Origin of the sequence: Streptomyces sp. NPDC059787 (genome assembly GCF_042732315.1) — a bacterium.
GTDB lineage: Bacteria > Actinomycetota > Actinomycetes > Streptomycetales > Streptomycetaceae > Streptomyces > Streptomyces atrovirens.
The window spans coordinates 179,484-205,329 of sequence record NZ_JBHWHX010000007.1 but is presented as its reverse complement, the minus strand read 5'-3'; the positions used below and the strand labels follow the sequence as shown (position 1 = coordinate 205,329).

At 70.9% G+C, this 25,846-nt stretch carries 25 protein-coding genes; 12 read left to right on the top strand and 13 right to left on the bottom strand.

All coding sequences use genetic code 11. From position 1 onward, the window contains the following. The first annotated feature begins 14 nt into the window (after positions 1 to 14). The 4 genes from ACFV5H_RS09450 to ACFV5H_RS09435 all read left to right on the top strand — a co-directional run bounded on the left by ACFV5H_RS09450 (position 15) and on the right by ACFV5H_RS09435 (position 5,413). Positions 15 to 1,202 carry a hypothetical protein gene (locus ACFV5H_RS09450; protein ID WP_385193775.1) on the top strand — a complete coding sequence of 396 codons (1,188 nt, stop codon included), beginning with the start codon at positions 15 to 17 and terminating at the stop codon, positions 1,200 to 1,202. A 151-nt stretch (positions 1,203 to 1,353) separates the two neighbouring features. Beyond that, positions 1,354 to 3,435: an MMPL family transporter gene (locus ACFV5H_RS09445; RefSeq protein ID WP_385193772.1), complete on the top strand. Its 2,082-nt coding sequence runs from the start codon at positions 1,354 to 1,356 to the stop codon at positions 3,433 to 3,435. A gap of 62 nt (positions 3,436 to 3,497) precedes the next feature. Beyond that, positions 3,498 to 4,754, top strand: a complete 1,257-nt coding sequence (locus tag ACFV5H_RS09440) for a sensor histidine kinase (RefSeq protein ID WP_385193770.1) — start codon at positions 3,498 to 3,500, stop codon at positions 4,752 to 4,754. Next, complete coding sequence (locus ACFV5H_RS09435; RefSeq protein WP_385049014.1) at positions 4,751 to 5,413, top strand: response regulator; 663 nt, start codon at positions 4,751 to 4,753, stop codon at positions 5,411 to 5,413. The genes ACFV5H_RS09440 and ACFV5H_RS09435 overlap by 4 nt, the downstream gene beginning before the upstream one ends. Positions 5,414 to 5,425: 12 nt before the next feature. Here ACFV5H_RS09435 and ACFV5H_RS09430 read toward each other — a convergent pair whose 3' ends face one another. From ACFV5H_RS09430 to ACFV5H_RS09410, 5 genes are all read right to left on the bottom strand, one after another. Then, complete coding sequence (locus tag ACFV5H_RS09430; protein WP_385049011.1) at positions 5,426 to 5,746, bottom strand: hypothetical protein; 321 nt, start codon at positions 5,744 to 5,746, stop codon at positions 5,426 to 5,428. A gap of 148 nt (positions 5,747 to 5,894) precedes the next feature. Continuing rightward, positions 5,895 to 7,373: an alpha/beta hydrolase gene (locus tag ACFV5H_RS09425; protein ID WP_385193768.1), complete on the bottom strand. Its 1,479-nt coding sequence runs from the start codon at positions 7,371 to 7,373 to the stop codon at positions 5,895 to 5,897. A 107-nt stretch (positions 7,374 to 7,480) separates the two neighbouring features. Then, positions 7,481 to 8,206, bottom strand: a complete 726-nt coding sequence (locus ACFV5H_RS09420; RefSeq protein WP_385049005.1) for a DUF4328 domain-containing protein — start codon at positions 8,204 to 8,206, stop codon at positions 7,481 to 7,483. Between the two features lie 118 nt (positions 8,207 to 8,324). Next, complete coding sequence (locus tag ACFV5H_RS09415) at positions 8,325 to 8,603, bottom strand: DUF397 domain-containing protein (RefSeq protein WP_385049002.1); 279 nt, start codon at positions 8,601 to 8,603, stop codon at positions 8,325 to 8,327. After that, positions 8,585 to 9,418 (bottom strand): helix-turn-helix domain-containing protein, encoded by an 834-nt coding sequence (locus ACFV5H_RS09410; protein ID WP_385193765.1) that lies wholly within the window; start codon positions 9,416 to 9,418, stop codon positions 8,585 to 8,587. Before ACFV5H_RS09410 ends, ACFV5H_RS09415 begins: the two co-directional genes overlap by 19 nt. Positions 9,419 to 9,533: 115 nt before the next feature. Here ACFV5H_RS09410 and ACFV5H_RS09405 point away from each other — a divergent pair, with 115 nt between their 5' ends. From ACFV5H_RS09405 to ACFV5H_RS09385, 5 genes are read left to right on the top strand one after another with little or no spacing between them, the layout of a single operon-like run. Then, positions 9,534 to 9,743, top strand: coding sequence for a hypothetical protein (locus ACFV5H_RS09405; protein ID WP_385048997.1), 210 nt, complete (start codon positions 9,534 to 9,536; stop codon positions 9,741 to 9,743). After that, positions 9,740 to 9,955 (top strand): hypothetical protein, encoded by a 216-nt coding sequence (locus ACFV5H_RS09400; protein ID WP_385048994.1) that lies wholly within the window; start codon positions 9,740 to 9,742, stop codon positions 9,953 to 9,955. The genes ACFV5H_RS09405 and ACFV5H_RS09400 overlap by 4 nt, the downstream gene beginning before the upstream one ends. Positions 9,956 to 9,976: 21 nt before the next feature. Continuing rightward, positions 9,977 to 10,723 carry a DNA repair protein RecO gene (recO, locus tag ACFV5H_RS09395; protein WP_085572114.1) on the top strand — a complete coding sequence of 249 codons (747 nt, stop codon included), beginning with the start codon at positions 9,977 to 9,979 and terminating at the stop codon, positions 10,721 to 10,723. 21 nt (positions 10,724 to 10,744) lie between these two features. After that, positions 10,745 to 11,584, top strand: a complete 840-nt coding sequence (locus tag ACFV5H_RS09390; RefSeq protein WP_385048992.1) for an isoprenyl transferase — start codon at positions 10,745 to 10,747, stop codon at positions 11,582 to 11,584. A gap of 32 nt (positions 11,585 to 11,616) precedes the next feature. Next, positions 11,617 to 12,147, top strand: a complete 531-nt coding sequence (locus ACFV5H_RS09385) for a YcxB family protein (RefSeq protein ID WP_385193762.1) — start codon at positions 11,617 to 11,619, stop codon at positions 12,145 to 12,147. 133 nt (positions 12,148 to 12,280) lie between these two features. On the opposite strand, the gene ACFV5H_RS09380 is transcribed toward ACFV5H_RS09385, so the two are convergent. The 4 genes from ACFV5H_RS09380 to ACFV5H_RS09365 all read right to left on the bottom strand — a co-directional run bounded on the left by ACFV5H_RS09380 (position 12,281) and on the right by ACFV5H_RS09365 (position 15,445). Further along, the gene (locus ACFV5H_RS09380) at positions 12,281 to 12,691 is read right to left on the bottom strand and encodes a Fur family transcriptional regulator (RefSeq protein ID WP_385193760.1); all 411 of its coding nucleotides are present in this window, start codon (positions 12,689 to 12,691) and stop codon (positions 12,281 to 12,283) included. 65 nt (positions 12,692 to 12,756) lie between these two features. Further along, positions 12,757 to 13,659 carry a metal ABC transporter permease gene (locus ACFV5H_RS09375; RefSeq protein WP_385048984.1) on the bottom strand — a complete coding sequence of 301 codons (903 nt, stop codon included), beginning with the start codon at positions 13,657 to 13,659 and terminating at the stop codon, positions 12,757 to 12,759. A gap of 5 nt (positions 13,660 to 13,664) precedes the next feature. Then, a complete protein-coding gene (locus tag ACFV5H_RS09370; protein ID WP_385048982.1) occupies positions 13,665 to 14,435 on the bottom strand; it encodes a metal ABC transporter ATP-binding protein in 771 nt (256 codons plus the stop codon). 23 nt (positions 14,436 to 14,458) lie between these two features. Next, on the bottom strand, positions 14,459 to 15,445 hold the full coding sequence (locus ACFV5H_RS09365; RefSeq protein ID WP_385048979.1) for a metal ABC transporter substrate-binding protein: 987 nt from the start codon (positions 15,443 to 15,445) through the stop codon (positions 14,459 to 14,461). Positions 15,446 to 15,606: 161 nt separating this feature from the next. Between ACFV5H_RS09365 and ACFV5H_RS09360 the strand changes: the two genes are divergently transcribed. Then, positions 15,607 to 16,989: a glycine--tRNA ligase gene (locus tag ACFV5H_RS09360; protein ID WP_385048977.1), complete on the top strand. Its 1,383-nt coding sequence runs from the start codon at positions 15,607 to 15,609 to the stop codon at positions 16,987 to 16,989. 144 nt (positions 16,990 to 17,133) lie between these two features. On the opposite strand, the gene ACFV5H_RS09355 is transcribed toward ACFV5H_RS09360, so the two are convergent. Continuing rightward, complete coding sequence (locus ACFV5H_RS09355; protein WP_385048974.1) at positions 17,134 to 17,340, bottom strand: hypothetical protein; 207 nt, start codon at positions 17,338 to 17,340, stop codon at positions 17,134 to 17,136. A 393-nt stretch (positions 17,341 to 17,733) separates the two neighbouring features. Beyond that, entirely contained in the window at positions 17,734 to 19,179 is a 1,446-nt protein-coding gene (locus ACFV5H_RS09350) for an MFS transporter (protein WP_385048972.1), read from the bottom strand. Between the two features lie 106 nt (positions 19,180 to 19,285). On the opposite strand from ACFV5H_RS09350, the gene dusB reads away from it, so the two are divergent. Beyond that, the gene (gene dusB / locus ACFV5H_RS09345; protein ID WP_385048969.1) at positions 19,286 to 20,440 is read left to right on the top strand and encodes a tRNA dihydrouridine synthase DusB; all 1,155 of its coding nucleotides are present in this window, start codon (positions 19,286 to 19,288) and stop codon (positions 20,438 to 20,440) included. Here dusB and ACFV5H_RS09340 read toward each other — a convergent pair whose 3' ends face one another. Beyond that, on the bottom strand, positions 20,441 to 22,144 hold the full coding sequence (locus ACFV5H_RS09340) for a CDP-alcohol phosphatidyltransferase (protein WP_385193758.1): 1,704 nt from the start codon (positions 22,142 to 22,144) through the stop codon (positions 20,441 to 20,443). A 482-nt stretch (positions 22,145 to 22,626) separates the two neighbouring features. Between ACFV5H_RS09340 and ppdK the strand changes: the two genes are divergently transcribed. Then, a complete protein-coding gene (gene ppdK, locus ACFV5H_RS09335; protein ID WP_385048963.1) occupies positions 22,627 to 25,347 on the top strand; it encodes a pyruvate, phosphate dikinase in 2,721 nt (906 codons plus the stop codon). A gap of 113 nt (positions 25,348 to 25,460) precedes the next feature. On the opposite strand, the gene ACFV5H_RS09330 is transcribed toward ppdK, so the two are convergent. Further along, positions 25,461 to 25,781, bottom strand: coding sequence for a hypothetical protein (locus ACFV5H_RS09330; RefSeq protein ID WP_385048960.1), 321 nt, complete (start codon positions 25,779 to 25,781; stop codon positions 25,461 to 25,463). Positions 25,782 to 25,846: the final 65 nt, after the last annotated feature.

Genomic DNA, 25,846 nt, shown 5'->3' with positions numbered 1-25,846 from the left:
GGGGGAGAAGCGAGATGAGCACGGCACAGTCACCCCAGCCCGAGGAGACGGCACGCCCGCCCGGCGCGGGGGGCGCGCCCGGAGGCGAGGGCGCCCCGGCGATCCCCGGTCCGACCCGGCCGCCCGGCGCCCCGGGCGGCACACCCGCACGTCCCCGGGCACAGTCGCCCGACCGGACCGAGTGGACGCGCAGACTCCTGACCGGCCTCACCGTCGGCCTCGTCATCTGGGGCGTCGCCGCACTGCTGAGCCCCGAGGGCGGAGCGCTCCGGCAGCTCTCCGCCGCCGCACTCTGCGCCGCCGCCACGGTGGCCCTCCAGCACCTCCTCGCCCGCGACCGGAAACCCGACGAACAGGCCCTGCGGACGCAGAGCGTCCTCGCCGAGACCGCCGCCACCGTGCGGGACGGGCTGGAGCGGCACGACGACGACCTGCGGACCGGCCTGGCCCGGCACACCGAGGACATCCGGCAGCTCGTCGAGACCCGCCTCACCCAGCAGGACCCGGCCCCCGAGTCCTACCCGCCGCTCGACCGCGTCCGCACCGACGGCGTACCGGAACTGGCCAAGCGCTTCGCCGAGGCCCTCGCACCCGGACCGTCGATCCTCTACACGTTCGTCCGCCTGGAGATGCAGCGGGTGGTCGGCCACATGGCGGCGCTCACCAGCATGAGCGTGGAGTGCCACGGCGAGAACCACGACTGGATGCTCACCCTCACCCACGCCGCCGAACGCTCCGTCGACGCCATCAGCACCTCCGTCGACCGAGAGTTCTGGAACAGCGAACCCGCCAGCCGCTACCTCGACGCCCAGCGGGAGGCGATCGAGGAACACGGGGTGCCGGTACGGCGGCTGTTCCTGCTGGCGAGCGCGCGCGAACTCGACGACCGGCTGCTGCGGCTGTGCGACGAACAGCAGGCGCTGCACATCGAGGTCCGGGTGGCGGTGCTGCCCGAGCTGCCGCCGCACCTCCAGCGCGGCACCACCGACGACTTCATCGTCTACGACGAGGAGGTCTCCTTCGAGATCGAGCAGGACCTGCGCGACGTCAACGTCAGGACCCGGCTCATCGCGCGACGCGACCACGTCCAGGACCGGATGAAACGCTTCCGGGAACTGTGGGAGGCGGGCATGAGCGTCCGCGAACTGGAGGTGCGGGTCGACGACGAGGAGGACGGCACCTGGATGGTCGACCGGGCGTAGCCTCCGGGCGGTTACTCCCGGGGGAGTAGTCGCGCCCCCGTGCCGCCCCACGCAGTACCCCGCAACTCGATCCCACGTCCGACGACCCGCGCCCCTTCCGCCGGGAGTCTGGGAACCGACCCAGACACCCGACCGGAGGGAGCCCCGTCTCATGGGGGACGCAAGGACACCAGTACGGCGACGGCGCCTCGTGCCCTGGGCGGTGGTCGGGCTGTGGCTGGCCGCGCTCGTGCTCGTCGGGCCGCTCGCCGGCAAGTTCAGCGGGGTCCAGCAGGACCGGGCCGTCGACTACCTGCCCGACAGCGCCGACTCCACCCAGGTGGCCCGCATCCAGGACGAGCTGCCCGGCGGAGAGTCCACCGACCTCGTGCTCGTCTACCACCGGGACGGCGGACTGAGCGCCGCCGACCGGGAGACCGCCGCCGCACAGGTCGCCGAGGTCGAGGGCGCGTACGACCTGACGGACACCCCCCGGGGCGTCCCCTCCGCGGACGGCGGCACCCTCATGTACCCGGTCTCCAGCACCCAGCCGGGCCAGGACGAGGAGGCCAGGAACGCCTTCGTCGACGGGGTGCGCGAGATCGCCGACGGCACCGGCGGACTGAGCGTCGAGGTCGGCGGGCCCGGCGCCCTCGGCACCGACATGGGCGAGGTGTTCGAGAGCATCGACGGCACCCTGCTGTTCGCCACCCTCGGCGTCGTCACCGTGCTGCTCGTGCTGATCTACCGCAGCCCGTTCCTGTGGCTGGTCCCACTCACCGTCGCGGGTGTCGCCGCCGGTGTCGCGATGGCCGCCGGATACGGCCTGCACGAACTCTTCGACGTCACCGTCACCGGCCAGAGCGGCGGCATCATGACCGTCCTCGTCCTCGGCGCCGGCACCGACTACGCGCTGCTGCTCGTCTCCCGCTACCGCGAGGAACTGCGCCGCCACGAGCGGCCGTACGACGCGATGAGCGCCGCCCTGCGCGGCTGCGGACCGGCGATCCTCGCCTCCTCCGGCACCGTCGCCGCCGGACTGCTCTGCCTGCTCGCCGCCGACCTCAACAGCAGCAGCGGCATGGGCCCGGTCGGCATGATCGGCGTACTCGCCGCACTCGTCGCCATGACGACCCTGCTTCCCGCGGTCCTCGTCCTGCTCGGCCGCCGCGTGTTCTGGCCACTGATCCCCGCCTTCGGCAGCGCCCCCAAGGCCCGCCGGTCGCTGTTCGCCGCCATGGGCACCTCCGCCGCGCGCCGCCCCGCCGCCGTCCTCGTGGGCGGCGGGCTCCTCCTCGGCGCCCTCGCCCTCGGCACCCTCAACCTGGGCGGCGACCTCAGGCAGGAGGACTCCTTCACCGACCGGCCCGAGTCCATTACCGCGATGGAGATTCTGGCCGAGGAGTACCCCGAGCGCAGCAGCCGCCCCCTCACCGTGATGGCCCCCACCGACCGGGCGGACGCCGTCCTGGCGAAGGCCCGCACCACCGAGGGGGTCGCCGACGCCACCGCCGGACGCGACGGCGAGGGCTGGACCGAGATCTCCGTGTTCGCCACCGCCGCCCCCGAGACGGCCGGCGAGACCCGCACCATCGAAACCCTGCGCGACACCCTCGACGACGACCTCGGCGCCTACGTCGGCGGCCTCAGCGCCCAGCAGCTCGACCTCGCCGACAGCGAGGCCCGCGACCGCAAGGTGATCGTGCCGCTCGTCCTCGCCGCCGTGTTCGTGATCCTCATGGTCCTGCTCCGCAGCCTCGTCGCACCGCTGCTGCTGCTCGCCGCGGTCGTCGCCGTCTGGGGCGCCGCCCTCGGCATCGGCGGACTGGTCTTCGAACCGCTGCTCGGCTTCTCCGGCACCGACCCCGGACTCGGACTGCTGTCCTTCGTCTTCCTGGTCGCCCTCGGCGTCGACTACGGCATCTTCCTCCTGCACCGCATGCGCGAGGAGTCCCTGAACGGCGCCGAACCCGAGGCCGCCGCACTCACCGCCCTGCGCACCACGGGCGGCGTGATCGCCTCCGCCGGCGTCGTCCTCGCCGCGACCTTCGCCGTACTCACCACGCTGCCCCTGGTGCCGCTGGTCGAACTCGGCTTCGTCATCGCGGTCGGCGTCCTCCTCGACACCTTCCTCGTCCGCACCTACCTCGTCACCACCGCGAGCGTGCTGCTGCGCCGCCGGCTGTGGTGGCCCGGCAGGCTCTCCAAGGCCCCGGAGCCCGTCCCGCGCGAACGGCAGCCGGAACCGGTGTGACCGCCCGCGTGCCGATGACAAGGGCGCCCCTCCCTCCCGGAGGGGCGCCCTCCTCCCGGAGGATGTACCCCGTGCACACGAAGACAGCGCAGGCGGCCGAACGCCCCCGCACCGGCGAGCGGATCATGGCCGCGATCAACCGCGACCCCCTGACCGCCCCGCACGCCGTCCGCAACGACGCGATCCTCGCCGTGTGCACCGCCGCGCTCGCCACGGCCGTCGCGCTGCTCGCCGGCCACGGCAGCCGCCCCGACGCGCTCGGCTGGGCACTGCTGCTCGCCGCCCACGTACCGCTGGCGTGGCGCCGACGCAGGCCCCTGCTGGTGCTCCTGCTGGTCCTGGCGCCGGTCGTGCCGTACCACGCCCTCGACAACAACCACGGCGCACCCGTCGCCGGCTCCATGATCGCCCTCTACACGGTCGCCGCGACCAGCACGCCCCGCCGCACGCTCACCATCGGCGTCCTGGTCATCGGCACGACCCTCACCGTGAACGCCCTCACCAACCCCGACGGCTTCGTGGAGCTGCTCCGCATCACCGGCTGGGTCGTCGCCGTGCTCTTCCTCGGCGTCGACGTCCGCTTCTACCGCCAGTACGTCACCGCCATCGTCGAGCGCGCCGAACGCGCCGAACGCACGCGCGAGGAGGAGGCCCGCCGCCGGGTCGCCGAGGAGCGCCTGCGCGTCGCCCGGGACCTGCACGACCTGCTCGCGCACAGCATCACCCTCATCGGCGTGCAGACCTCGGTCGCCGCCCACGTCCTGACCGCCGACCCCGACCGCCTCGACCGCGAGACCGTCGCCAAGGCCCTCGACGACATCGCCGAGACCTGCCGGACGGCCCGCGGGGAGCTCCGTACGACCCTGGAGGTGCTGCGCGACAACGGCCCCTCGGACACCCGTGGCCCGCTGGCCGGACTGGACGGCGTACCCGACCTGGTGGAGGCCGCGCGCCTCGCGGGCGCCCGCGTCGAACCGGCCGTCCGGGTGGCGGGCCCCGTACCGCCCGCCGTCGGCGCCGCCGCCTACCGTCTCGTCCAGGAGGCGCTGACCAACGCGGTCCGGCACGCCGGACCCGAACCGGCGGTCCGCGTCGACCTGCGCGAGGAGGACGGAGCGCTGCGCCTGTCCGTCACCGACGACGGCACCGGCCCCACCCCCGGCACCACCCCCGGCTTCGGTCTGGTCGGAATGCGGGAACGGGCCCGCAGCGTGGGTGGCACACTCGACGCCGGACCACGGGCGGGCGGCGGCTTCCAGGTGACGGCGACCCTGCCGCTGACGCCCGCGACGACTCGGGAAGGAACAGGAACCGGATGACCATCCGCGTGCTGCTCGCCGACGACCAGACCCTCGTACGGGAGGCCTTCGCGATGCTCGTCGAGTCGGCGCCCGACATGGAGGTCGTCGGCCAGGCCGCCACCGGCCGGCAGGCGGCGGAACTGGCCCGCACCGAGCGCGCCGACCTCGTCGTCATGGACATCCGCATGCCCGACCTCGACGGCATCGAGGCGACCCGCCTGATCGCCGCCGACGACGACCTCGCGGGGGTCAGGGTCCTCGTCCTCACCACCTACGACACCGACGAGAACATCGTCGACGCGCTGCGCGCCGGCGCCTCCGGCTTCCTGGTGAAGGACACCAGACCGGCCGAACTCCTCGACGCCATCCGCACGGTGGCGGCCGGCGAGGCCCTGCTCTCACCCGGCCCCACGGCCCGGCTCATCGAACGCTTCCTGCGCAGCCCGTCCGCGCCGGTCACCGCAGGACCCGAGTGCCTCTCCGACCGCGAGCGCGAGGTGCTCGCCCTGGTCGCGCGCGGCCTGAACAACACCGAGATCGCCGACTCGCTGGGCCTGAGCCCGCTCACCGCGAAGACCCACGTCAGCCGGACCATGGGCAAGCTCGGGGCGCGGGACCGGGCTCAACTCGTCATCGTGGCGTACGAGTCGGGGCTGGTGGCACCGGGGAGGTCGTGAGCCGGCCGGGGTTCAGAGCGTGTGGTGCAGCCAGCGCTGGATGGTGCTGTTGATGCTGCCGGACAGGGCGCTCAGGCTCTCGATGGCCTCACGGTCCTCGGGCCGGGGCGGAATGCCGGCGGCGGTCAGGGCGGCGTGGAGCTCCAGCCGGCGCCGGTCGCGCGGGTCGATACCGGTGCCGAGCCGGTCGGCCGGGTTGGGCGGGGCCAGCAGGTAGTCGCCCTCCGGCTGTCCGGCGGCCGCGGGCCACCAGCGGGCGTCCGTGCCGTCCGCGACGGCGCAGGGGTCGACGAAGGCATGGTTCGGGCCGTACTCGAAAGCGGTCGCGGTCATGTCGGTCTCCTCACCGAGGGGTGTCGGTTCTGCAGGACAGGAGCCGGGGCGTGGGCGCTCCGGTTGCGACCGTGGTGAAACGTCACGCCAACGGAGTCATCGGCATCTCATCGGCCGGTCGGACGAACGCTTCCGAGGGCCTTCGACTTCAGCGGCAGTACGTGTCCTGCCGGGGCCGTTCGCCGGTGGCGAGGAATCGGGAGACCGTGCGGTCGCCGCACTCGTTGCCGTGGGCGAGGTAGGCGTCGTGGCCGGTGGAGTTCACGGTGACCATGACCGCCCGCCGGCCGAGCGCCTCCCGCAGCTTCAGCGCGCCGCTGAGCGGGGTCGCGACGTCCCGTTCGTTCTGGACCAGGAGGATGTCGGACGGGCCCCGGCCGGTGATCCGTACAGGTGCCTCGCGGGGCGGGTACGGCCAGGCGGCACACGGCATCGCGTTGCGCGGCATCCCGGCGGTGAGCGGGTACTCGGCCCGGCTCTCCGCGACGCCCTTCTCGTACACGGCGGCCGACCTGGGCCAGGTCACGTCGTTGCAGAGCGTTCCCACGCCGACAGCGGTCACGTTCTGCAGTACCGACTCCGGCGGGGCGGGCGGCGCGGGCGGTACGGTGCCGGACTGCGCGGCGAGTATCAGCTTCGCGAGGGCCGGGTAACTACTCGGCCGGTAGAGGCTGTCCAGCAGGGTCTGGCGCAGGACGTTGCCGTTCAGCTCGTCCGGGTTGGCGCCGGGCCAGGGGAGCGGCTCACGGTCGAGACGGGCGGCGAGCCGCAGGAACAGCGGACGCACCTCGGCGGCCGTGTCCGCGATCCGGTCCGGGTTGTCGGGCGCCGACGCCCATGCCGCGAAGTGCGGGAACGTGTCCTCGACACCCCGCTCGTGCCCGGCGAGCCAGGCGCGGGCCACCCGGGTGGGGTCGGGGTCGTCGTTGCTGTCCAGCACGATCCGGTCCGTCCGGTGCGGGAACATCTGGCTGTACACGGCACCGACGTACGTCCCGTACGAGACACCCCACGCGGAGATCTTCCGCTCGCCCAGCGCGGCCCGGAGGCGGTCGAGGTCGCGGGCGTTGTCGCGTGTGCTGATGTGGCGGATCAGCTCACCGGCGTTGCGGACGCAGGTGGTCGAGATGCGCTCGGCGGTGGCGACGTTCTCGTCGATCGAGCCGTCCGGTGCGGGCCAGGGGCGCAGCTTGGAGGTGGCGAGGTCGGCGTGGTCCAGCCCGCAGTCGACGGAGGTGGAGGGGGAGACGCCGCGGGGTGCGAAGCCGATCAGGTCGTACTGGTCGCGTACGTCCTGCGGCAGTTTCTGTCCCTTGCCGGAAGGGTCGTTGAGGCTGGAGCCACCAGGTCCGCCGGGGATGAGGAAGAGGGTGCCGCGGCGGGATGCGGGATTCTCGGCGGGGACACGGGAGACGGCGAGGGAGATCTGTGGCCCGTCGGGGTCGGCGTGGTCCATGGGGACCTGGAGGGTGGCGCACTCCTGGCGGGGGTCGGCGCCGGCCGTGCCCGCGCAGGATCCCCAGTCGAGGGAGGCGGGTACGGCCTGGGCGGTCAGGGGTGGGAGCAGGGCGACGAGGAGGGCGGCGGGTACGGCGGTGAGGGCGAGGGTGCGTGTGGTCGATGGCATGTGTACGAGCTTTGTCGCAGCACGGCCCCGCTCACATCCGGGCAACGCCCTTGTCTTTGCTGGGGTTTACCCCAGGGGGTTGTGGTGGGCGCCTGCTTGCACGTGGCTCAACGGTGCGTATGAACTCCGTCCGGGGAAGCGCTCCGACCCTCGGCCGCCTTCAGTCGTTCCAGGGCTGCCAGCCGTACCGTGAACACCACGGCGGCCCCGGCGGCGGCGACGTACAGGAGGTCGACGGTGAGGAACAGCGTCACGATGCCACTGATCTCGGTGAGCGAGTCGGCCATGTCGAAGCGCGCGGCGGCGTACCGGCTGAGCAGTGTCGTTCCGACGAACAGGCCCCACCACAGGTTCACCGGCCACATCGGCAACCGGTGCGATTTCCCCTCGGTCGGCAGCGGTGCGCAGGCGTTCCACATGTCGGACGCGATGCGGTACGGCAGCCACAGGTTGGCCACGGGGACGAACCAGGCACCGATCGCCCATCCGGGTCCCTTGCGGAACCAGTTCGGTGCCAGGAGCTCGGTGCGGCGGCGCGTCTGGAAGAACCAGGTGATGAAGAGCGCCGCGCAGAGCAGGAAGGTGACCATCTGGACCTGTCCCGCCCTCTCGTACAGCGAGTACGTGTCCTCCAGGCTCGACACGGTCGTGGCGGTCACGTCGCCGTCGACCACCGCGCGGAGCCGGACTCCGGTGTACACGGCGAACAGGTCGCTGAGCGCGGCGGCCGCGAACGCCGCCACCACGGCGATGAGGAGGCCGCGCGAGGCGAGTGGTGGCACGCTGCTGGGCAGCGGGTGATGCGGGCTGAGCCCATTCTTGGACGCGAGCATGACGATGGCCCCCCACGGGCGGTAAGACGGCAGACACCCGCGGAAGATCGCGCGCGGACGCACGATACGTCGGACGGCGAGAGGCCGTCCATATCAATTCGCCTGTGGTCAGGGCCTCTCAGCGACCGATGCCGCCTATGAACTCCGTCCAGGCCGCCGACCCGACGACGATCACCGGACCGCCGGTCACCTTGCTGTCCCGGACGGGGACGACGCCGGGGAGTCCGGCGGCGACTTCGACGCAGTCCTCGCCGCCGTCGCCGCCGCTGTGGCTGCTCTTGCGCCAGCGTGCGGCACCGGGAAAGTCGTACGCCACTTCGACGCATTCCTCGCCGCCGCTGCCGCCGCTGTAGCTGCTCTTGCGCCAGCGTGCGTTGGTCAGGTTGTACCCGCGCATCGTCTGAAGTCCTCCGCTGCCGCTTCGATCATGGTCAGGGACGCGTCCAGTGACAGAGCTGCGGCCCGCAAAAGATCGTAATCCGCACGCACGCGCTTCACTACTGCCGGATCGTCCAGCAGATTGCCGGACAACACGGCCTCTGTATAGACGGTCGGCGGGGCGTCCTCGAACTCCAGAAGCCTCAGGATTTTGCCCATCTGTGGATGTGCCCCGGCCGAGAACGGCAGTACCTGGACGAGGGCCTTGCGGCTGCGCGCCGCCTGCGCGATGTGGTCCAGTTGCAGGGCCATCACAGAGGCGGAGCCGACGGGCACGCGCAGCACCGCCTCGTGCAGGAGGACCCAATACACCGGCCGTGTAGCGTCCTTGAGTAGCTGAGCACGTGCAATGCGAAGTGCGACCATTTCATCGACATACTCGTCCGTGGTGAGCGGATTGCTCGCGAAGTAGATCGAGCGGGCGTACTCGGGTGTCTGGAGGAGGCCCGGTACCACGGCTGGCGCCCACTCGCAGATGTTCGTCGCTAGCCGCTCCAGCTCTGCTGCGTGTGCGAAGTACTCCGCGTACGGCTGCTCCTTGATGAGTTTGCGCCAGAGCCGTTCGAAAAAGCCGTCGGTTTGTAGTGACTCATCGATCCGCCGGGCCACATCCAATTGCGGCTTACGAATCGCCTGTTCGAACTGGCCGATGTAGCCGCCCGACACGAACACCCGCGCACCCAGCTCCACCTGCGTGAACCCCGCGTCCTCGCGCCGGCGCTTCAGTTCCGCGCCGAAGAACTCCCACGCCGCTTGACGCGAACCATTGGCCATGACAAACCCCCTTGTGCTGACTCGCGCTTGTAGAGCGCGAGCCCCTCCCGAGTGTAGACACGGAATGTCACCCTTGGGGTACGAAGAGTGAAAGCCGAAAGGGAAGGGGAGCACGGTGAAGGCACGGCACTCGGCGCTCTGCGTCGAAGAAGCGGAGGAAGTGGTGAAGGAATTGCGGGCGGCACTCGCGAAGGCCGGAATTTCCCTGCCGTCACTGGGACTGGACCCGGTGAGTCTCGCGCGGGAGGCGCCCTGTCCGCTCATCGAACTGGGGCGGTGTTCCGTGGAGACCGCGCGGCGGATCGCGGCGGCGGTGCTGCGGTGAAGCCGCCCGTCGGCGCGTATGTCGTGGACACCAGGACCGAGCGGATCGGTGTGGTCATGGGGCATGAGGGGCCCTACGTCCAGCTGAGGCCGTACGGCGGCGGCCGGGAGTGGGACGCCGACCCCGGTGTCGTACGGCGCGCGACCTCCGCCGAGCGGCTGCGCGCGGCGACGGCGTACGCCAATGCCCGGAGTCGCGGTGAGGTGCCCTGAACGTGGGCGACAATGGATGCCATGAGTCTGTTCCGCGACGACGGCATCGTGCTGCGCACCCAGAAGCTGGGTGAGGCGGACCGGATCATCACACTGCTCACGCGCGGTCACGGGCGGGTACGCGCGGTGGCGAGGGGCGTGCGCCGGACGAAGTCGAAGTTCGGTGCGCGTCTCGAACCGTTCTCGCACGTCGACGTGCAGTTCTTCTCGAAGGGGAGCGAGCTGATCGGGCGCGGCCTGCCGCTGTGCACGCAGAGCGAGACGATCGCGCCGTACGGCGGCGGGATCGTGACGGACTACGCGCGGTACACGGCCGGGACGGCCATGCTGGAGACGGCCGAGCGGTTCACCGATCACGAGGGCGAGCCGGCGGTGCAGCAGTACCTGCTGCTGGTCGGGGCCCTGCGGACGCTGGCGAGGGGCGAGCACGCCCCGCATCTCGTACTCGACGCGTTCCTGCTGCGCTCCCTCGCCGTCAACGGGTACGCGCCCAGCTTCACCGACTGCGCGAAGTGCGGGATGCCCGGACCGAACCGGTTCTTCTCGGTCGCGTCGGGCGGCGTCGTCTGCGCCGACTGCCGGGTGCCCGGCAGCGTCGTACCCTCGCCGCAGGCCCTGGGGCTCCTCGGAGCGCTGCTTACGGGAGACTGGGGGACCGCGGACGCGTGCGAGGCGCGGTACGTCCGGGAGGGGAGCGGACTGGTGTCCGCCTACCTGCACTGGCATCTGGAGCGCGGGCTGCGCTCGCTGAGGTACGTAGAGAAGTAAGCACGAGGAGACGAGAGACACATGGTGGTACGCGGGTTCCTGGGGCGTCAGCGCCGGGAGTACAGGACGCCGGAACCGCACCCGTCCGGCGCGCGGCCTCCGAAGATCCCCGGGGAACTGGTCCCCAAGCATGTGGCGATCGTCATGGACGGCAACGGGCGGTGGGCGAAGGAGCGGGGGCTGCCGCGTACCGAGGGGCACAAGGTCGGCGCCGAGCGGGTGCTGGACGTGCTCCAGGGCGGGGTCGAGATGGGGGTCGGCGCGATCTCGCTGTACGCCTTCTCCACCGAGAACTGGAAGCGGTCGCCGGACGAGGTGCGCTTCCTGATGAACTTCAACCGGGACTTCATCCGCAAGACGCGCGACACGCTCGACGAGCTGGGGATCCGGGTGCGGTGGGTCGGGCGGATGCCCAAACTGTGGAAGTCGGTGGCCAAGGAGCTCCAGGTCGCCCAGGAGCAGACGAAGGACAACGACCGGCTGACGCTGTACTTCTGCATGAACTACGGCGGGCGGGCGGAGATCGCGGACGCCGCGCAGGCGCTCGCGGAGGACGTGCGGGCCGGGCGGCTCGACCCGTCGAAGGTCAACGAGAAGACCCTGCAGAAGTACATGTACTACCCGGACATGCCGGACGTGGACCTGTTCCTGCGGCCGAGCGGGGAGCAGCGGACGTCGAACTACCTGCTGTGGCAGAGCGCGTACGCCGAGATGGTCTTCCAGGACGTCCTGTGGCCGGACTTCGACCGGCGTGACCTGTGGCGGGCGTGCCTGGAGTTCGCCTCCCGCGACCGGCGGTTCGGCGGGGCGATCCCGAACGAGGAGCTGCTGGCCATGGAGGGCACGCAGCCTGACGGCTGACGCCGGAGCGCAGGGCGTTAGGGTTCCGCCTCATGGATCACCAGGGGCGGGACACCATTCAGGACAGTGGCACCGGTGCCGTCGAGCTGGTCTACCGGCCGACGCGCACCGACATCCTCCAGGGCATTCAGGTCCGTGCACGTGTGCGCGGGCTGGCGCCGGTGCGGTGGATATTCGTCGTGCTGTTCGCCGGATTCGCCGCGTTCACCGCGCTCGGAGGGGTGGACGCCGCGGTGCTGACCGCGCTCTCGCTGCTGACCTCGGTCCTGATCTGGGGCACGCCCCGGCTCCAGGCCGGCCAGGTGTTCCGGGCCGTCTCGTGGCAGGGCGAGTACCGCGTCACGGTGACCGACGCCGGGATCACGGTCGAGACCGAGCACACGACGGTGGTGCAGCGCTGGACGCTGTTCCGCGGCTACCGCGAGACTTCCGAGCACGTGGTGCTGCTCAGTCGTGACCCGGGCATTCTGGTTCTGGAGGTCGAACCCAAGCGCGGGCTGCGCGGTGAGGAGGACCTCCGGCGCCTGCGGGCTCTGCTCGATAGGCACCTTGCGCGCGTGTGACGGCTTTCCGCGGGGTTGGAGCGGGCCGGGGGTGGGTTGCGCTGCCCGGCGCTCGCGGGGTGCCGTCGCGCCCACCCGTGCCGCCCCGCGGCACGACTGCCCGCGGCTGACGGGGCGGCTGCCCGCGGTTGCGTCATGCCGTCGCGCACTCCGCGCAGGTGCCGAAGATCTCGACCGTGTGGGCCACGTTGACGTAGCCGTGTTCCGCCGCGATGGCCTCCGCCCATTTCTCCACCGCCGGGCCCTCCACCTCGACCGCCTTGCCGCAGCTGCGGCAGACCAGGTGGTGGTGGTGGTCGCCGGTGGAGCAGCGGCGGTAGACGGACTCGCCGTCGGCGGTGCGCAGGACGTCGACCTCGCCTGCGTCGGCGAGGGACTGCAGGGTGCGGTAGACCGTGGTGAGCCCGACCGAGTCGCCCTTGTGCTTGAGCATGTCGTGGAGTTCCTGCGCGCTGCGGAACTCGTCGACCTCCTGAAGGCAAGCCGCCACAGCGGCACGCTGCCGGGTGGAGCGGCCCTTCACGGGCGGTCCTGCGGTCGTCACCGGATTGCCTCCTCACATCTGGCCCCGTCTGCCCGGGCCATTGTGCCAGTCCGGGCGGAGGGCAGTCAGGCGCCGACCGTGTCGCCGGCCTCGCGGCTGGCCGGAATCGCGCACTCCGCGGGGTCGCCGCCGGGTTGGGCGGCGGCCAGTGCCCGGGCGCGGCGGCGGGCCAGCGGGGCGGCCAGCGCGGTCAGTGCGATGAACGCGGCGATGGTCAGCAGCACGATCGTCGCGCCGGGCGGCACGTCCTGGTAGTACGAGGTGACCGTGCCGCCGATGGTCACGCTCACGCCGATCGCGACGGCGATGGCGAAGGTGGCGGCGAAGCTGCGGGTGAGCTGCTGGGCCGCCGCGACGGGCACCACCATGAGCGCGCTCACCAGCAGCAGGCCGACCACGCGCATCGCGACGGAGACGGTCACCGCGGCCGTGACCGCCGTGAGCAGGTTCAGGAACCGCACCGGCAGGCCCGTCACCCGGGCGAACTCCTCGTCCTGGCTGACCGCGAACAGTTGCCGGCGCAGACCGACCGTGACGAGGACCACGAAGGCCGCCAGCACACAGATCGCGGTGACGTCGGACGTGGAGACCGTCGACAGCGAGCCGAAGAGGAACGAGGAGAGGTTCGAGGTGGAGCCGCCGGGGGCGAGGCTGGTGAACATGACGCCGCCGGCCATACCGCCGTAGAAGAGCATCGCGAGGGCGATGTCGCCGCGGGTCCTGGCGTACCAGCGGACCAGTTCCATGAAGACGGCGCCGAGGACGGAGACGAGCGTCGCCATCCACACCGGGGACCAGGAGAACAGGAAGCCGAGGCCGACGCCGGTCATGGCTACGTGGCCGATGCCGTCGCCCATGAGGGCCTGGCGGCGCTGGACGAGGTAGATGCCGACGGCGGGGGCGGTGATGCCGACCAGGACGGCGGCGAGCAGCGCCCGCTGCATGAAGGCGTAGTCGAGGATGTCCATCGGATTCAGCTCAGCAGTCCTGTGCGGATCGGTTCGGCGCCCGCGGGGGCGTGCGGGTGGACGTGGTCGTGGCCGGGCAGGGCGTGCTGGCCGACGGCCTTGGGGGGCGGGCCGTCGTGCAGGACGCAGCCGTCGCGGAGCACGACCGCCCGGTCGATCAGGGGCTCCAGGGGGCCCAGTTCGTGCAGGACGAGGAGGACCGTGGCGCCCTCGGCGACCTGGACCTTCAGCGTCTCGGCGAGGATCTCCTGGCTGGCCAGGTCGACGCCCGCCATCGGCTCGTCCATGATCAGCAGTTCGGGGGCGGCGGCGAGCGCGCGGGCGATCAGGACCCGCTGGTGCTGGCCGCCGGAGAGGGCGTCGACGGAGTCCTTCGCCCTGTCCGCCATGCCGACCAGGTCCAGGGCGTGGCGTACGGCCTCGTGGTCGGCCTTGCGGAAGAGGCCGAAGCGGGTGCGGGCCAGGCGGCCGGAGGAGACGACCTCGGTGACCGTGGCGGGCACGCCGCCGGCGGCGGTGGTGCGCTGCGGGACGTAGCCCATGCGCGCCCAGTCGCGGAACCGGTGCCGCGGGGTGCCGAACAGCTCGATCTCGCCCGCGCTGACGGGCACCTGGCCGATGACGCTGCGCACGGCCGTCGACTTGCCGGAGCCGTTGGCGCCGAGCAGGGCGACGACCTCACCGCGGTGCACGGTGAGGTCGATGCCGCGCAGGACGGGGCGCGAGCCCAGCTCGGCGCGGACGCCGCGCAGGGAGATGACGGGCTCGGTCGTCATGCCGTCCTCCGGTGGTTCGTCGGTCACTTGGTTCCCAGGGCCGTCTGCAGGGCCTTGAGGTTGGCTTCCATGACCTGGAAGTAGTCGTCGCCTCGGGAGGCGTCGGTGATGCCCTCCAGCGGGTCCAGGACGTCCGTCTTCAGTCCGGTGTCGCCGGCGAGGGTCCTGGCGGTCTTGTCGCTGACGAGCGTCTCGTAGAAGACGGTGGTGACGCCGTCGGCCTTCGCCATCTTCTGGAGTTCCTTCACGCGGGCCCCGCTGGGCTCGGACTCGGGGTCCAGGCCGCTGATGGCCTCCTCGGTCAGTCCGTAGCGCTCGGCGAGGTAGCCGAAGGCGGCGTGCGTGGTGATGAAGACGCTGTTCTTCTTGTCCGCGAGGCCGGTCTCGAACTTCTCGTCGAGCTCGTTCAGCTTGCCGACCAGGGTCTCGGTGTTCTTCCTGTAGTCGGCGGCGTGGTCCGGGTCGGCCTTCTCGAAGGCCTTGCCGACGCCCTCGGCGACCTCGGCGTACTTGACCGGGTCGAGCCAGACGTGGGGGTCCTTGCCGCCCTCGTGCTCGTGCTCGTGGCCGTGCTCTTCCTCGGAGTGTTCCTCCTCGGCGTGCTCCTCCTCGTGGCCGCCGGCCTCGGTGCCGTGCTCCTCCAGGGAGGTCAGGGTCGCCGCGTCGATCTTCGTCCCCACCGGGGACTGGCCGATGGCCTCGTCGACGGAGGGCTGGAGGCCCTTGAGGTAGAGCGCCGCGTCGGACTCCTCGAGCTGCGCGGTCTGCTTGGCGCTGATCTCCAGGTCGTGCGGCTCCTGGCCGGGCTCGGTGAGACTGGTGACGTTGACGTGCTCGCCGCCGATCTGCTCGGCGAGGAAGGCCATCGGGTAGAACGACGCGACGACATCGAACTTGTCGGTGTTGCCCGCGGCGGCACTGTCGGAGGAACAGGCGGTCAGGGTGCCGAGGCCGAGGGCGGTGACCGCGGCCAGAGCGGCCGCGGATATGTGATGTCGTCGTACGTTCATGACAGTCATTTTCAACAAATATGGAAACCGTTGTCAACAAAGCACGTGAGAGCGCTGTAGGGGGCACCGAATTGGTCGCGGGGCAGGCCGCGCCGGTAGCCTGAGGGCTTCGCTGGAAGCAAACTCGCTTCGTCGCCCGTCGTCGTAATGAAGAGAGCACCGTGGCCGCCGACAAGATCGACACCATCGTCAGCCTGAGCAAGCGCCGTGGCTTCGTATACCCCTGCAGTGAGATCTACGGCGGCCAGCGTGCCGCCTGGGACTACGGGCCGCTGGGCGTCGAGCTCAAGGAGAACCTGAAGCGCCAGTGGTGGCGCTACATGGTGACGTCGCGCGAGGACGTGGTCGGTCTCGACTCGTCCGTCATCCTGGCCCCCGAGGTGTGGGTGGCCTCCGGCCACGTCGCCACCTTCACGGACCCGCTGACCGAGTGCACCTCCTGCCACAAGCGGTTCCGCGCGGACCACCTGGAGGAGGCGTACGAGGAGAAGAAGGGCCGCGCCCCGGAGAACGGCCTCGCCGACCTCAGCTGCCCCAACTGCGGCAACAAGGGCACCTTCACCGAGCCCAAGCAGTTCTCGGGTCTGCTCTCCACCCACCTCGGCCCGACGCAGGACTCCGGCTCCATCGCCTACCTGCGCCCCGAGACCGCCCAGGGCATCTTCACCAACTTCGCCCAGGTGCACACCACTTCGCGCAAGAAGCCGCCGTTCGGCATCGCCCAGATGGGCAAGTCCTTCCGCAACGAGATCACGCCCGGCAACTTCATCTTCCGCACCCGCGAGTTCGAGCAGATGGAGATGGAGTTCTTCGTCAAGCCGGGCGAGGACGAGAAGTGGCAGGAGTACTGGATGGAGCAGCGCTGGAACTGGTACACCGGTCTCGGCCTGCGCGAGGAGAACATGCGGTGGTACGAGCACCCGCAGGAGAAGCTCTCCCACTACTCCAAGCGCACCGCTGACATCGAGTACCGCTTCCAGTTCGGCGGCAGCGAGTGGGGCGAGCTGGAGGGTGTCGCCAACCGCACCGACTACGACCTCTCCTCCCACTCCAAGGCCTCCGGCCAGGACCTCGCCTACTACGACCAGGAGGCCGGGGAGCGCTGGACGCCGTACGTCATCGAGCCGGCGGCCGGTGTCGGCCGGGCGATGCTCGCCTTCCTGCTCGACGCGTACGTCGAGGACGAGGCGCCCAACGCCAAGGGCAAGATGGAGAAGCGGACCGTGCTGCGGCTCGACCACCGCCTCGCGCCGGTGAAGGCGGCGGTGCTCCCGCTGTCCCGCAACGCGGAGCTGTCGCCGAAGGCGAAGGGTCTCGCGCAGGCCCTGCGCCAGCACTGGAACATCGAGTTCGACGACGCCGGCGCGATCGGGCGCCGTTACCGTCGCCAGGACGAGATCGGTACGCCGTTCTGCGTCACCGTCGACTTCGACACGCTGGACGACAACGCGGTGACGGTGCGTGAGCGCGACACGATGAAGCAGGAGCGGGTGTCGCTGGACCAGATCGAGGGGTACCTCGCGTCCCGTCTGATCGGCGCGTAACCGCTGGCCGCGGGGGGTCGTACGGGGAGCTCAGCCCCCGTGGACCCCGCGTGGCCGTCGGCCGCCGGGACCGTACCAGGGGGCTCCGCCCCCTGGCCCCCAGGCCTTCGCCCACCCGCCACCCGACTCGGTCGGCGGGTGGGCTCACGCAGCGGTCGGGTCCACCGTCGCCTGGTGCGCCTCCGTCAGGTGCTCCTGTGCCTTGAGCCAGGGCAGGAACTGGGCGCCTCTGCGCCAGCCGCAGGTGTCGCACCGGATCGTCCGCTGCACACCGGTGCGCTGGACGCGCACGATGTACTCACGGCCGTGCAGGTCCCAGCGGCTGACCTTGCTCGTGTCGATCTGCGACATGGCTCCTCCGGAGTCCGGGCGGGGTGTCGCCGTTCTACTGCCCCGCACCCACCACGGTCAGTCGCGCCACCACCCCGCCCCGCCCTCCGCGGGCAGTCGCGCCACCACCCCGCCCCCGCCCTCCGCGGGCAGTCGTGCCGCTGGGGCGGCACGGGTGGGCGCGACGGCACCCCGCAAGCACCGGGCCGCGCGAACACCCCCGTCCCACACCAACGCGGGGCACCCGTACGGCGCCGGGCCGCGCGAACACCCCCGCCCCACACCAACGCGGGGCACCCGTACGGCGCCGGGCCGCGCGAACACCCCCCGCCCCACACCAGCACAGGGCACCCCGTACGGTGCCGGGGCCGCAGCCCCACCCCCGGCCCACATGCCGAAGCCCCGCCGAACCGATCAGGCGCTCACGCCCGCACTCCGTCGCATCTCCGTCGACTCCAGCCGCTCCGCCGTGCGTTCGGCGGTCCTACGGGCCCAGCGGCCCGAGCTCGCCGCGCCCACGACCAGCACCGCGAGGCCGCAGCCCGCGAGGATCCACCACCCCGGCCGCGCCGCCGTCACGAACGCGTCCGCGTACGACGACGAGCCCACCCCCGCCGCCAGCACCGCGCCGATCACCGCGACGCCCAGCGCCTGCCCCAGCTGACGGCTGGTGGAGGCGACCGCCGAGGCCACCCCCGCCTGCGCGGTCGGCATGCCGGAGACGGCGGTGTTGGTGATCGGGGCGTTGACGAAGCCGAAGCCGACGCCGAACAGGACGTACCCGATGAAGAGGGTGACGTCGGACGTCTCGGCCTCGAACAGGGCGAAGAGAAGCCCGCTGACCGTCATCGCGCCGCCGGCGATCAGCAGCGGCAGCCGCGGCCCCCGGCTGCCGACCAGCCGGCCGGAGAGCGGGGCGCACAGAAAGGTCGGGACGGCCATCGGAAGCATCCACAGGCCCGCGTCCAGGGCGCTCAGCCCCCGTACGTTCTGCAGGTACAGCGTGGACAGGAACAGGAAGCCGCCGAGCGAGGCGAACGCGCTCACGGCTATCACCGTGGCCCCGCTGAACGGAGCGGAGCGGAAGAAGCGCAGGTCGATGAGGGGTTCGCGGCGGCGCGGCTCGTACCACAGCAGGGCGAGCAGGGCGACGAGCGCCACGGCGGCGAAGGGCGCGGTCGCCGGGAGGGAGGCGTGCGGGGCCTCGATGATCGCGTACGTCAGGGAGCCGAACAGGACGATCACCAGGAACTGGCCGACCGGGTCCGGGCGCCGGGCCTTCGGGGCGCGGGACTCCGGGACGAAACGCCAGGTGAGCAGCAGCGCGGCCAGCCCCACCGGCAGGTTGATCCAGAAGATGGAGCGCCAGCCGACCGACTCCACCAGCAGCCCGCCGACCAGCGGTCCCGCGGCCATCGAGATGCCGACGACCGCACCCCACGCGCCGATCGCGCGGGCCCGTTCACGGGGGTCGGTGAAGGTGTTGGTGATGATCGACATGGCGACCGGGTTGAGCATCGAGCCGCCGACCGCCTGGATCATCCGGAACGCGACCAGCGACGTCAGGTCCGGCGCCAGTGAGCACAGCACCGAGCCGAAGGTGAAGATCACCAGGCCCGCCATGAACACCCGTCTGCGGCCGATCCGGTCGGCGGTGGAGCCGGCCAGCATCAGCAGGGAGGCCAGGACGAGGGTGTACGCGTCGATGGTCCACTGCAGACCCGAGGTGCTTGCGTCGAAGTCCCTCTGCAGGGCGGGCAGGGCGACGTTGAGGACCGTGTTGTCCAGGCTCACGATCAGCAGGCTCATGCAGCAGATCGCGAGCACCAGCATGCGTCGGCCATGGCTGAGCTCGGGCATGGGGGCCATCGTACGCGATTTCGATAGTGCGGTTAACTAATGACCGTTACACGATCATCGGGTGCCGACGTGCCGGGTACCCCTCGGGATGCGGGACAATGGGGGAATGCCCACTTCCTCGCCGACCACGGACACGACCCTGCGCATCGGCCCGCACACGGTTCAGCCGCCCGTCGTGCTCGCCCCCATGGCCGGGATCACCAACGCGCCCTTCCGCACCCTGTGCAGGGAGTTCAGCGGCGGCAAGGGCCTGTTCGTCAGCGAGATGATCACCACCCGGGCGCTGGTCGAACGCAACGACAAGACCATGCAGCTCATCAGGTTCGACGAGACCGAGAAGCCGCGCTCCATCCAGCTCTACGGCGTCGACCCGGCGACCGTCGGCAAGGCCGTCCGCATGATCGCGGAGGAGGACCTCGCCGACCACATCGACCTCAACTTCGGCTGCCCGGTCCCCAAGGTGACCCGCAAGGGCGGCGGCTCGGCCCTCCCGTACAAGCGGAACCTGCTGCGGTCCATCCTGCGCGAGGCGGTCAGCGGGGCCGGGGACCTGCCGGTGACGATGAAGATGCGCAAGGGCATCGACGACGACCACCTGACCTACCTGGACGCCGGCCGGATCGCCGTCGAGGAGGGCGTGACCGCCATCGCGCTGCACGGCCGTACCGCCGCCCAGCACTACGGCGGCACCGCCGACTGGGACGCCATCGCCCGGCTGAAGGAGCACGTCCCGGAGATCCCGGTGCTCGGCAACGGCGACATCTGGTCGGCCCGGGACGCGCTGCGGATGGTGCGCGAGACCGGCTGCGACGGGGTGGTCGTGGGGCGTGGCTGCCTCGGCCGGCCGTGGCTGTTCTCGGACCTGGTGGCCGCCTTCGAGGGACGCGCCGACGCCTTCGTACGGCCCACGCTCCGCGAGGTCGCCGACGTCATGGTCCGGCACGCCACGCTGCTGGGGGAGTGGATCGGCGACGAGTCGCGCGGGGTGATCGACTTCCGCAAGCACGTGGCCTGGTACCTGAAGGGCTTCGCGGTCGGCTCCGAGATGCGCAAGCGGCTCGCGATCACCTCCTCGCTGGAGGAGCTGCGGGCCGGGCTCGACGAGCTGGACCTCGACCAGCCCTGGCCGGCCGGCGCCGACGGCCCCCGCGGCCGTACGTCCGGCAACAACCGGGTGGTGCTGCCGGACGGCTGGCTGAAGGACCCGTACGACTGCGCGGGCGTCGGCGAGGAGGCGGAACTGGACACCTCCGGCGGCTGATCAGCCCTCGGTGGGGTGCGGGACGGAGCCGTAGGCCGTCAGGAAGCGGTCGCGGAACGAGCTCATCTTCCACACGGGCGCGTCCTGTGCCGGGCGGAGGCCCTCCGTCCAGTTCCAGGCGTCGATCTTCTCCAGCACCTCCGGGTCCTTGGCGACGATCGACACCGGCACGTCCCGGCCCGCGTTCCTGCCGCTGACGCGGCTGATGGGCTGGTGGTCCCCGAGGAAGACGAGGACGGTGTCGTCGGTGCCGTAGCGCTCCAGCCACTGGGTGAGGCTGGTGAGCGAGTACTCGATCGACCTGCCGTACTCCCGCCGCGACTCGGTGGAGTCGGCCATGACGTCGGACGTCTTCCTGCCCGCCTTCTCGATGGCGTCGAAGACCGAGCCGTCGCCGAGTTCGTCCCAGCCGACCAGTTCCGGGATCGGCGCCCAGGGCTGGTGGCTGGAGGTGAGGATGACCTCCGACATCAGCGGCTTGTCGCGCTTCCTGCCGTGCTCCAGGCGCTGGAAGGCTTCCAGGGCGTACTGGTCCGGCATGGTCGACCAGCTGAACTTCGGCCCCTCGTAGCCGAGGTCGAAGGCGTCGTAGACCTTGTCGAGGCCGTGCCACTCGGCCTCCGGCCAGGCCTTCTGCACGCCCGGCATGACGCCGACGGTGTCCCAGGCGCCGGTCTTCCGGAACGCCTTGGTGAGGGTGAGGTGGTCGCCGGAGGTGACGGTGCGGTAGCGCTGCTGGTTGTCGATCCACAGGCCGGACAGGGTGGTGGAGTGGCCGAGCCAGCTGTTGCCGCCGTACGTCGCCGAGGTGAGCCAGCCGCTGCGGGCGTGGTAGCCCGCCTTCGTGAGCGCGGCGGTGCGGGTGTCGAGGGTGTGGACGACGCCGGGGGCGATCAGCGGGTCCTCGACGGCGGTGCGGCCGTAGCTCTCGATGAAGGCGAGGACGACGTCCTTGCCGCGCAGGTCCGGGACGAGCTGGTCGGGGGGAGTGGCGCCGAAGGCGTCCGCCCGCGCCTCCTTCGCGAACGCCGCCTCGTCGCGCAGGGTGTCCACCACGCGCTGCGTCTGCCCCGTCAGGGCGTCCACGGCGGGGTCGGAGGCGACCGGCATGCCGGCGACCTGGACCCCGAGCGCCGCGCAGGTGACCCAGACCGTCCCCGCGATCAGCGCGCCCGGGGTGGCGTGGACGCGGTGCCGGGCCAGCAGGTTGCCGAGCCGGACGGTGGCCAGCGCCATGACGCCCACGAGGAGCAGGACGAGGACGACCGCGCCGACGGCGGCGGCGGTCGCGGTCGCGGAGCCCATCGAGTCCGCGACGTAGCTCTGCGCGTCGTCGAGCAGCCCCCAGTCGAGTACGACGTTGAAGCCGCGGCCCAGGTATTCGGTGAACCCGATGTCCAGCAGGTTCAGCACGGTCAGGACGCCGATGCCCGCCCCGTACAGCGCCGCCACGACGATCCGCGGCCGGCGCGGCAGGGCGAGCAGCAGGACGGCCCCGATGATCGCCTCCGCCGGTATCCGGGTGAACCGGTCGGGCCGGAGCCCCAACGCGGTGTTCGGCATCAGGAGGGCGCCGACGACGAGGGCGGCGGCGAGGACGTGGACCGCCCGGCGGAGGGTGCGGGCGGCGACGGGGTGAGCGTCCCGTGCGTCGCGCAGGCGTGTGCGGATGCGCGTGTCGCGCAGATGTGTGAAGACAGGCAACCCGGAGGTTCCTTCCGTGCCGAGCCCGGTGAGAGGCGGACCCGGCGTGGGGGTCCGGGTCCGCCGTCATTCCGTACGGGCGGCGGGAACGGTGTGTTCACCTGGTCCGCATGGTGAAATCCGGCCCGCTGTGGCAGCGTGATTCTCGCCACCCTTGATAAGGGTTGCGCTCAGATGAGCGGATCTTGGGCGACTGCACTTCTCAAAGGGTGGCACTCAGTGCCATCTCTTGATCGTTCATCGAGCGAAATCAGACGTGGCGATTGCCGCTCATGTGAGCGCCCAGGGGTCGATGGAAAGGCTTGCGCGTTCAAGAAGTGAAAACATTCGGCCGTCACGGCTTGCCAAGCTTTGACTTTCGATCCGCTGGCGGACGACCGGTTACAGGCGTATGACGCACAAGTGGACGTACCCAGAAGCCTTTGATCTGGGTACATTCTCGCCGTCAGGGCAGCCACCGCGTCCTCGAGGAGTCGAGACCCGTGTCGGAAAACAAAGATCCCCACGTAGCGAAGTTCGTTTACGACTTCACCGAGGGCAACAAGGACCTGAAGGACCTCCTGGGCGGCAAGGGTGCCAACCTCGCCGAGATGACCAACCTGGGCCTTCCCGTCCCGCCCGGCTTCACCATCACCACCGAGGCCTGCAAGACCTACCTCGACAGTGGCGAGGAGCCGGCGGCACTGCGTGACGAGGTGAGTGCGCACCTCGACGCCCTCGAGACGACCATGGGCAAGAAGCTCGGCCAGGCCGACAACCCCCTCCTCGTGTCGGTCCGCTCCGGGGCGAAGTTCTCCATGCCGGGCATGATGGACACCGTCCTCAACATCGGCCTCTCCGACAAGTCCGTGCAGGGCCTCGCCCAGCAGGCCGGCGACGACCGGTTCGCATGGGACTCCTACCGGCGCCTCATCCAGATGTTCGGCAAGACCGTCCTCGGCGTCGACGGCGAGCTGTTCGAGGACGCGCTGGAGGCGGCGAAGGCGGCCAAGAAGGTCACCGTCGACACCGAGCTGGAGGCGGCCGACCTCAAGAAGCTCGTCACCAAGTTCAAGAAGATCGTCAAGACCGAGGCGGGGCGGGACTTCCCGCAGGACCCGCGCGAGCAGATGGACCTCGCCATCAAGGCGGTCTTCGACTCCTGGAACGGCGACCGCGCCAAGCTCTACCGCCGCCAGGAGCGCATCCCGCACGACCTCGGCACCGCCGTCAACGTCTGCTCCATGGTCTTCGGCAACCTCGGCCCGGACTCGGGCACGGGTGTCGCGTTCACCCGCGATCCCGCCTCCGGCCACCAGGGCGTCTACGGCGACTACCTGCAGAACGCGCAGGGCGAGGACGTGGTCGCGGGCATCCGCAACACCGTGCCGCTCGCGGAGCTGGAGTCGATCGACAAGAAGTCGTACGACCAGCTCATGCAGATCATGGAGACGCTGGAGAACCACTACCTGGACCTGTGCGACATCGAGTTCACGATCGAGCGCGGCCAGCTGTGGATGCTCCAGACCCGCGTCGGCAAGCGCACCGCGGGCGCGGCCTTCCGCATCGCCACCCAGCTGGTGGACCAGGGCCTGATCGACGAGGCCGAGGCGCTCAGCCGCGTCAACGGCGCCCAGCTCGCCCAGCTGATGTTCCCCCGCTTCGACGAGAGCGCCAAGGTCGAGAAGGTCGGCCGGGGCATCGCGGCCTCGCCGGGCGCGGCGGTCGGCAAGGCGGTCTTCGACTCGTACACCGCCGTCAAGTGGTCCCGCTCCGGTGAGAAGGTCATCCTCGTCCGCCGCGAGACCAACCCCGACGACCTGGACGGCATGATCGCCGCCGAGGGCATCCTCACCTCGCGCGGCGGCAAGACCTCCCACGCGGCCGTCGTCGCGCGCGGTATGGGCAAGACCTGTGTCTGCGGCGCCGAGGAGCTGGAGGTCGACACCAAGCGCCGCCGGATGACCGTGCCCGGCGGGCACGTCGTCGAGGAGGGCGACGTCATCTCGATCGACGGCTCCTCCGGCAAGGTCTACCTGGGCGAGGTCCCGGTCGTCCCGTCGCCGGTCGTCGAGTACTTCGAGGGCCGCATGCACCCGGGCGCCGACGACGCCGACGAACTGGTCGAGGCCGTGCACCGCATGATGGCCTTCGCCGACCGCAAGCGCCGGCTGCGCGTGCGCGCCAACGCCGACAACGCCGAGGACGCGCTGCGCGCCCGCCGCTTCGGCGCCCAGGGCATCGGCCTGTGCCGCACCGAGCACATGTTCCTCGGCGACCGCCGCGAACTGGTCGAACGCCTGATCCTCGCCGACACCGAGGCCGAGCGCGAGGAGTCCCTGAAGGCCCTGCTCCCGCTCCAGAAGCGGGACTTCGTGGAGCTCTTCGAGGCGATGGACGGCCTCCCGGTCACCGTCCGCCTCCTCGACCCGCCGCTGCACGAGTTCCTGCCCGACATCACCGAGCTGTCGGTCCGCGTCGCCCTCGCCGAGTCCCGGCAGGAGCCGCACGAGAACGAGCTGCGCCTGCTCCAGGCCGTGCACCGGCTGCACGAGCAGAACCCGATGCTGGGTCTGCGCGGTGTCCGCCTCGGCCTGGTCATCCCCGGCCTGTTCACCATGCAGGTGCGGGCCATCGCGGAGGCGGCGGCCGAGCGCAAGGCGGCCAAGGCCGACCCGCGTGCGGAGATCATGATCCCGCTCGTCGGCACGGTCCAGGAGCTGGAGATCGTCCGCGAGGAGGCCGACCAGGTCATCGCCGAGGTCGAGCAGACCACCGGCACCAGGCTGAAGCTCGCCATCGGCACGATGATCGAACTGCCGCGCGCCGCGCTGACCGCCGGCCAGATCGCGGAGGCGGCGGAGTTCTTCTCCTTCGGCACGAACGACCTCACCCAGACGGTGTGGGGCTTCTCCCGCGACGACGTGGAGGCATCGTTCTTCACGGCGTACCTGGAGAAGGGCATCTTCGGGGTGTCGCCGTTCGAGACGATCGACAAGGACGGCGTGGGCTCCCTGGTCGCCGCCGCCGCGCAGGCCGGCCGTGCCACCCGCCCCGACCTGAAGCTCGGCGTCTGCGGCGAGCACGGCGGCGACCCGGAGTCGGTCCACTTCTTCCACGAGGTCGGCCTGGACTACGTCTCCTGCTCCCCGTTCCGCATCCCGGTCGCCCGCCTGGAAGCCGGCCGCGCGGCCGTCACGTCGGCGGGCAGCGACCACCGGTAGGGGCACGCGAAGCCCCGGAGCCGTCGCCTGTCACCCGACCACCCTCACCGATCGGTGGCGGCTCCGGACCACGAAAGAGGGGCGGGCAACCCGTGCGGGGGTGCCCGCCCCTCTCACACAAGGGGCTCGTCCCCCACGCACGAGTCCAGCACGCGGAGGTACTCGGGCCCGAGATCTTCCAGCCGGGACCTGATCCAACGTCTCCCGGACTCGTCGAGCACACTCCAACGCTGGGAAAGCGCATGCCGCGAACGGCGCTCACGGGTGAACACGCTGCTGCCCAGAGCGCTCGCGAACCCATGGCAGATGTCCGCGATCAGGTGGATCTCGCCCAGACGATCCACCTCGGCAGGGTCATCAGTGGTGACGGCGACTTCGGAGCGGGCCAACAGGCGAATCTCCAGAACCCCTCGCGTCAGCAACTCGCTGATCACCTTGCGTGCCGTACGTCTCTTCATCCGGCGCCCCCGAACACGGATCGGCGTATCCCACAGGCGCA

Bases quoted from the DNA above. Each gene is read 5' to 3' on its own strand.
- ACFV5H_RS09415 (WP_385049002.1), bottom strand. From the start codon at position 8,603: ATGCGCGGGTACAACCTGACCAACGCACGCTGGCGCAAGAGCAGCTAC.
- ACFV5H_RS09430 (WP_385049011.1), bottom strand. From the start codon at position 5,746: ATGACCGCGACCGCTTTCGAGTACGGCCCGAACCATGCCTTCGTCGAC.
- ACFV5H_RS09375 (WP_385048984.1), bottom strand. From the start codon at position 13,659: ATGGACATCCTCGACTACGCCTTCATGCAGCGGGCGCTGCTCGCCGCC.
- ACFV5H_RS09425 (WP_385193768.1), bottom strand. From the start codon at position 7,373: ATGCCATCGACCACACGCACCCTCGCCCTCACCGCCGTACCCGCCGCC.
- ACFV5H_RS09440 (WP_385193770.1), top strand. From the start codon at position 3,498: ATGTACCCCGTGCACACGAAGACAGCGCAGGCGGCCGAACGCCCCCGC.
- ACFV5H_RS09435 (WP_385049014.1), top strand. From the start codon at position 4,751: ATGACCATCCGCGTGCTGCTCGCCGACGACCAGACCCTCGTACGGGAG.
- ACFV5H_RS09355 (WP_385048974.1), bottom strand. From the start codon at position 17,340: ATGTCGCAGATCGACACGAGCAAGGTCAGCCGCTGGGACCTGCACGGC.
- ACFV5H_RS09410 (WP_385193765.1), bottom strand. From the start codon at position 9,418: ATGGCCAATGGTTCGCGTCAAGCGGCGTGGGAGTTCTTCGGCGCGGAA.
- ACFV5H_RS09445 (WP_385193772.1), top strand. From the start codon at position 1,354: ATGGGGGACGCAAGGACACCAGTACGGCGACGGCGCCTCGTGCCCTGG.
- ACFV5H_RS09350 (WP_385048972.1), bottom strand. From the start codon at position 19,179: ATGCCCGAGCTCAGCCATGGCCGACGCATGCTGGTGCTCGCGATCTGC.
- ACFV5H_RS09385 (WP_385193762.1), top strand. From the start codon at position 11,617: ATGGATCACCAGGGGCGGGACACCATTCAGGACAGTGGCACCGGTGCC.
- ACFV5H_RS09390 (WP_385048992.1), top strand. From the start codon at position 10,745: ATGGTGGTACGCGGGTTCCTGGGGCGTCAGCGCCGGGAGTACAGGACG.
- ACFV5H_RS09365 (WP_385048979.1), bottom strand. From the start codon at position 15,445: ATGAACGTACGACGACATCACATATCCGCGGCCGCTCTGGCCGCGGTC.
- dusB (WP_385048969.1), top strand. From the start codon at position 19,286: ATGCCCACTTCCTCGCCGACCACGGACACGACCCTGCGCATCGGCCCG.
- ACFV5H_RS09420 (WP_385049005.1), bottom strand. From the start codon at position 8,206: ATGCTCGCGTCCAAGAATGGGCTCAGCCCGCATCACCCGCTGCCCAGC.
- ACFV5H_RS09370 (WP_385048982.1), bottom strand. From the start codon at position 14,435: ATGACGACCGAGCCCGTCATCTCCCTGCGCGGCGTCCGCGCCGAGCTG.
- ACFV5H_RS09450 (WP_385193775.1), top strand. From the start codon at position 15: ATGAGCACGGCACAGTCACCCCAGCCCGAGGAGACGGCACGCCCGCCC.
- recO (WP_085572114.1), top strand. From the start codon at position 9,977: ATGAGTCTGTTCCGCGACGACGGCATCGTGCTGCGCACCCAGAAGCTG.